The organism is Paenibacillus sp. Soil766 (genome assembly GCF_001428105.1).
Classification (GTDB): domain Bacteria; phylum Bacillota; class Bacilli; order Paenibacillales; family NBRC-103111; genus Paenibacillus_E.
Window position 1 is genome coordinate 89424 of record NZ_LMSJ01000028.1, and the last position, 6744, is coordinate 96167.

Annotated in this window: 5 protein-coding genes; all 5 read left to right on the forward strand. The window is 46.2% G+C overall.

Annotated elements, in window-relative coordinates; all coding sequences use genetic code 11:
- The first annotated feature begins 45 nt into the window (after nt 1-45).
- Nucleotides 46-1710, forward strand: a complete 1665-nt coding sequence (locus ASG89_RS21850) for an extracellular solute-binding protein (RefSeq protein WP_057313187.1) — start codon at nt 46-48, stop codon at nt 1708-1710.
- A gap of 107 nt (nt 1711-1817) precedes the next feature.
- On the forward strand, nt 1818-2711 hold the full coding sequence (locus tag ASG89_RS21855) for an ABC transporter permease (protein ID WP_057313188.1): 894 nt from the start codon (nt 1818-1820) through the stop codon (nt 2709-2711).
- A gap of 17 nt (nt 2712-2728) precedes the next feature.
- Nucleotides 2729-3607 carry a carbohydrate ABC transporter permease gene (locus ASG89_RS21860; protein ID WP_057313189.1) on the forward strand — a complete coding sequence of 293 codons (879 nt, stop codon included), beginning with the start codon at nt 2729-2731 and terminating at the stop codon, nt 3605-3607.
- A 53-nt stretch (nt 3608-3660) separates the two neighbouring features.
- Complete coding sequence (locus ASG89_RS21865) at nt 3661-5316, forward strand: MGH1-like glycoside hydrolase domain-containing protein (RefSeq protein WP_057313190.1); 1656 nt, start codon at nt 3661-3663, stop codon at nt 5314-5316.
- Between the two features lie 21 nt (nt 5317-5337).
- Nucleotides 5338-6228: a glycoside hydrolase family 43 protein gene (locus ASG89_RS21870; protein ID WP_057313202.1), complete on the forward strand. Its 891-nt coding sequence runs from the start codon at nt 5338-5340 to the stop codon at nt 6226-6228.
- Nucleotides 6229-6744 lie beyond the last annotated feature (516 nt).

A 6744-nucleotide genomic window follows, 5' to 3' on the forward strand; every position in this document is an offset into this window, starting at 1 on the left:
AGATGTAGCAACTCTAGTATATTTAGATCATTCGGGGAGGTTCACATGAGACAAAGAGATAAAGCGAAAACGGCGGTTATTCTCTCGGCGGCAGGACTATTGGTGCTCTCAGCTTGCAGTTCAGAGGGATCGAAAGATAGCAATGCAACGGCGACACCTAATGGTTCTGCTGCGCCTAACGCGAACTTGATGGCGAAGTATGAGAAACCAGTGGATATTACGGCATGGCGCTTTACAGAAGCAACTTATAAGTATGAAAATGGCGACACAATCGAGAATAATATTTATACCAAAGCATATCAAAATGACCTAAACATCAACCTGAAGTATCAATGGACCGTGCCTGTCGAGCAATTTGATCAAAAGCTGAATGTAGCAATTGCAGCAGGGGATCTGCCGGATGTCATGTGGCTTAAAAACAAGCAACTCACAGATTTGGCTGATAATGATATGCTGTATGACTTGACAGAGCTGTATGACAAGTATGCTTCGCCGATGGCGAAAAGTATTCTACAGCAGGATCAGAAGGCATTCGATACAGCTAAAATTGGCGGCAAGCTGATGGCGATTCCACAGACATCGTCGGCCATCGATGGTTTACCGCTACTGTATGTACGGGCGGATTGGTTAACTAAGCTTGGTCTCACTGAGCCGAAGTCCATGAAGGAAGTTCTCGCGGTTGCTGAGGCATTCACGAAGAAGGATCCAGACGGCAACGGCAAAGATGATACCTTCGGGATGGCATTCACGAAGTCCTTTTTAGCGGATACACATTTCGGAACAACGGGCTTCTTCTCCGGCTTTCATGCTTATGCGGGTAAATGGGTGAAGGATGCAGCCGGTAAACAACTGGTCTATGGAAGTATTCAACCGGAAGTGAAAACGGCGTTGAAGCAGCTTCAAGATATGTATGCACAAGGTTTGCTCGATAAAGAATTCGGTGTTAAAGACCGAGCTAAGGTGACTGAATCTGTTGTAGGCGGCAAAGTAGGTATCTTCTACGGCAGTATGTCTGCACCATTGTCGATCATCCAGAAGAACATTGATAACGATCCGAAGGCAGATTGGAAAGCGATCCCGCTAGTGTCTGTTGACGATAAAAAGGCGACACCAATCGGTAAAATGCCGATTCAACGTTATTATGCAGTGAGCAAGAAGAGCAAGAATCCAGAAGCGATTATCAAGCTTCTCAACTTCGCGATGGATGGCTATGACGAGAGTAAGAAACCGAAGCCAGAGATGAGCTTCAGCCCAACGAATGTCCCTGTTTATCTCTATAGCCTAATGAATCCAGAGCCTGCGAATAAAAACTTGAGCGCACATAACAATACGCTCAGTGCGATTGCTTCGAACGATCCGTCCAAACTGACGACGGAAGAGAAGGGCTACTACGACAAAATTGTCGACTACCGTAAAGGAAACAATGCGAATTGGGGTACGGAGCGCGTATTCGGTACGCCGAGCAGCTTCGACGTGATCAGCAAGTACGTGAAAGACGATAACTATATGTTGGATGCTTTCTATGGTGCAGCGACACCTACGATGGTTGAGAAGAATGCATCGCTTCTGAAGCTGGAAGAGGAAGTATTTACGAAGATCATTATGGGCCAATCCATCGATACATTTGATAAATTCGTGGAAGACTGGAAGAAGCTTGGCGGAGAACAGATTGCGAAGGAAGTCAACGAATGGTACGCAAAAAGTAAATAAGAAGTTGACGGCTTATACGAGATTGGAGCTTAGGGGGAAGCGGTCGTACACTGCTTTCCTCTTCGTTATTTGTCCATGTATCCAAACGGAGAGGAGTACAAACGGATATGAATAAAAAACGGCAGGAAATCCCTTTGCATCTTATGCTATTACCCGGTGTTATTCTTACGATTATCTTTAGCTATGTCCCGATTGCAGGGATTGTCATTGCTTTTCAAAAATTTGTACCGTCCAAAGGGATTTTCCATTCCAAATGGATCGGACTTGATAATTTTCGCTATATGTTGGAGATGCCCAATTTTTCGGGTGTAGTATGGAATACGGTTTTCATTGCTGTCATGAAGATCATTGTTCACTTAATTGTGCCTGTCATATTTGCTCTTCTATTAAATGAGGTCATAAGCACGGCATTCAAACGTACGATCCAAACGATTATTTATTTTCCTTATTTTCTTTCCTGGGTCATCCTGGGAGGCATATTAATTGATATTCTCTCGCCTTCAGGCGGCATTGTGAATCAGATGCTTGGCCTTATTGGCATCGAACCTATTTTTTTCCTTGGCAACGAAAACTGGTTTCCATTTACCCTTGTCGCATCCGACACGTGGAAGGAATTCGGATATAGTACGATCGTTTACTTAGCCGCCCTGACGGCAATAGATCAGTCTTTATATGAAGCTGCGGTTGTGGATGGAGCTAATCGTTGGAAGCAAACACTCCATGTTACAATTCCCGGCATGCTGCCTATTGTCACACTGATGACTGTATTAAGCTTAGGAAATGTATTGAACGCTGGGTTTGATCAGGTGTTCAATCTGTACAGTCCGATGGTGTACAGCACAGGAGATATTATTGATACGATGGTTTACCGGATCGGCTTAGTAGATGCGCAATATGGCGTAGCGACGGCGGTAGGATTGTTTAAATCCGTTATTGCTTTCATTTTAATTGTGATTTCGAATAAGCTTGCCAATCGGTATACGGGTTATCGGATATTTTAAGGCGAGGGGGAAAGGTTATGCAGAAAGTGACAACGAGCAGAAAAGTATTTCTGTTAGTTAACTATATATTACTTGGTTTGATCGCATTCCTATGTCTATTGCCGCTTATTAACGTGCTTGCTATCTCTTTCAGCTCTAGCAGCGCTGCGGCAGGGGGGTTCGTCAAGCTTTGGCCCGTGGATTTCACGATTGCTTCATATAAACATGCTTTAACGAAAAAGGAATTTCTTGAAGGCTTACTTGTTTCCATTCAAAGAGTGGTGCTCGGTTATGGTATTAATATGGTAATTACCATATTAATTGCCTATCCGCTTTCCAAAGAAACGACGACGCTTCGTGCAAGAAATGTATACGCATGGTTCTTTATCATCACGATGCTTTTCCATGGCGGATTAATTCCTAGTTATATGACGATGAAAGCACTCGGTTTGCTTGACACCATTTGGGCACTAGTCCTTCCTGGAGCTGTTCACGTATTCAATATGATTTTACTATTGAACTTTTTCCGTAATTTGCCCAAGGAAATTGAAGAAGCTGCTTATATTGATGGAGCGGGTCATTGGAAGGTCCTATGGAGCATGTACATTCCATTGTCCAAGCCTGCTTTGGCAACGATCACATTATTTACCGTGGTTATGCATTGGAATTCGTGGTTCGACGGTTTAATTTACATGAATTCACCTTCGAACTATCCACTGCAGAGCTATTTGCAAACGATTATTGTCAATCCTGACTCTAGTACGCTTTCGTCAACGGAGTTATACATGTCAGAGGTATCCGATCGTACTTTTAAGGCGGCGCAAGTATTCTTAGCGGCATTGCCGATTTTGATCTTTTATCCATTCTTACAGAAATATTTCATGAAAGGCCTTGTCATGGGCAGCGTGAAAGGATAACAGAGTGGGCTGCCTAAGGCAGTCTATTTCTTTTAAAAAGGGGAGCAAATCGTATGAGTGAGAACATGATAAATCGACTTCGTGGGATTTCCGTGGAGGCGCAGTTAGGTGAACTGAAAAAAGCAACAGATCATGATGTGCTACAAGAGTGGCTGGATGCTGGTGTGAAGTTTGCTTCAACAGGCGGGCGTTTGGAGGAGACGTATTACAATGGGTTGAGCAAGCTGTTCGATTGCATCGTACCTACGATGGGAGATACACCTGTGCTGCAAGAGGGCGGCATTTATCTGGGCTGCTGGATGGAAAGCACGGGGACAATCAACAATGAATTGTTGTCGCGTTTCCTGCCGCAGGTGTCGAAGGATACCTTCGAGCTATTCGCAGATTACCAGAAAGAAGACGGTCAACTGCCCTATAAAGTGACGGAGAACGGCCCCGCCTATCGGCAGATTCAAATGGTGACCCCGCTTGCCAGAAGCGTATGGAATCATTATGAGTTGAATGACCGCAACCCAACGTTCTTGCGGAAAATGTATGAGGCCATGGTACGTCATGACGAATGGCTTGCGACGTATCGTGATACACGGCAAACAGGCTGTGTAGAAGCATTTTGTACATTCGATACAGGGCATGATTTGTCTCCGCGATTCTGGCATGTACCGGACTCGGCTCATCTGGACGATGCTCGGCAGTATAACCCAGATTCACCGACCTTGCCTTTCTTAGCGCCGGATTTGACGGCGAATGTGTATTGTCAGCGTCTCTACTTATCGCGTATGGCGCAGGAGCTCGGGGATGATCAGGCGGCGATATCATGGGGAGTAAAGGCGAAACAGAGCTTGGACAGTTTGTTCGTTCATTGCTTTGATGAAGCGGATTCCTTCTTCTATGATGTAGATCGGAATGACGAATGGGTTCGCGTTCAGTCTGATGTCTTGTTGCGTGTGCTCGCCTGTGAGGTTGGCGACGGGGAGTTCTTCGCAGCTTCGCTGCGGAAGTATTTGCTCAATACTAGCAAGTTTTTCGCGAAATATCCGTTTACATCCGTTGCTATGGACGATCCGCGCTTTGATCCGTTCTCCAACTACAACACTTGGGCTGGTACGTCGAATTTCTTGAGCTTGATCCGTACCCCGCACGCATTTGAGCATCATCATCGCTATGTGGAGCTGACTTGGGTGTTGAACCCCATTGTTACAGCTTTGGCGCAGATGACGCGTTTTGCCCAAACGGTAAGCCCTTGGACAGGGAAAGAGGGCTATACGGAGTCCTATTCGCCGGCCATTTTGTGCCTGCTAGACTTCGTTGAGCGGATGTGTGGAATCGTACCTAGGCCGGATGGGGACCTTTGGTTCACTGCTCTGCTGCCGTATCCGCAGGATCATGGGGAGGTTATGGCTGCGGAGACAGGTTACAGTCGGATCGTCGACGGGGTCACCTTCGAATACGTCACGACGAGAGAAGGTGGAACGGTCTATCGCAATGGTGAAGCTTATTTGCAGATCCCTTTCGGGACTAGGGCCGTGACAGACCGCAGCGGACAACTGAAAGTGATCATCGGTATGAGCGTTCGTACCATTGAGGGGACAATTCGTTATGAGGGCCAAGAGTTTTCGTTGGTTGTGAAAGGTAATGAACAAGTAGAGTTGTTGCATGGGCAGTTAACTAGTGTGCGCGATATAGGTGTTATTTATCCAACGTATCGCTAAAGGAGGTTTCATTATATGGCTATGGTAAGAAATAGCGATTTACAAATTCGTGATCCCTTTATTTTTCCTGTCAACGAGGAGGGACTGTATTATCTGTTTGGCAGTACGGACACGAATATTTGGGGCAAAGGGACTGGTTTTGATGTGTATGTAGGACGAGACCTGCAGGAGTGGGAAGGCCCATACGCGGTCTTTCGGCCAGATGCGGACTTCTATGCAGAAAACAATTTCTGGGCGCCTGAGGTGCACAGGTATAAGGATCGCTATTATATGTTCGCGACCTTCCGCAGGAATGACAACAACTTGCTTGGTACAGCTGTCCTGGCAAGTGATAGTCTGTTAGGGCCTTTTACACCTCATAGTGATGGTCCTGTTACGCCAAAAGACTGGTGCTCGCTAGACGGTACACTATTCATCGATGAGGATGGTCTGCCTTGGATCGTATTTTGCCGTGAGTGGCAGCAGGTAAGTGATGGTCAGATTTGTGCTGTAAGATTGACCGATGATCTAATGGGCACAATCGGAGAGCCTATCGTCCTTTTTTTCGCTTCTCTAGCCTCATGGCCGACTGCCTTCCAGCATGCTCGTTACCCAGGGCAAGACAATTATGTGACCGACGGACCTTCCCTGTATCGCACTGCCGAGGGAACGTTACTCATGCTGTGGGCAAGCTTCATTAATAATACTTACGCCTTAGGCGTTGCTACATCAGCCTCAGGAACCGTACTGGGTCCATGGGTACAGGAGGAGGAAGCTCTTTTTCAAAGTGATGGCGGGCATGGGATGCTGTTCCATGCATTCGACGAAAGCTTGATGTTGGCTGTTCACACGCCGAATCAGACGCCGAATGAGCGGCCGCTTTTCCTGGAAATCGAAGAGGTGGCCGGGAAACTGAGGGTCATTGGCATATAGGGCATAGAAATGATTAGAGCCACCGAGAGGTGGCTCTTTTTTGCAGTTCTTGCATGTGAGAGGGGTAAGTTGAAGGACTCGGGAGTCGYGTAAGTCGAAAAAATCGACTTATGCGCGTGGAGCAGAGCGAAGGAAGCCGTGTAAGTCGAAAAAATCGACTTACAGACGTGAAGCAGAGCAAAGGAAGCCGTGTAAGTCGAAAAAATCGACTTACWRRCGTGAARCAGAGCRAAGGWAGYCGYGTAAGTCGAAAAAATCGACTTACAGACGTGRAGCAGAGCRAAGGWAGYCGYGTAAGTCGAAAAAATCGACTTACAGACGTGAAGCAGAGCAAAGGAAGCCCAGTAAGTCGAAAAAATCGACTTACTGACGTGAAACAGAGCAAAGAAAGCCCAGTAAGTCGAAAAAATCGACTTACTGTATCTGAGTCAATAGAGTGGACACAAAAAAAGCTAAGAAATCAGTTTCTGTTGTTTGTAAAACTGTGATTCAAACTTATCTGGAGACAAATAGCCG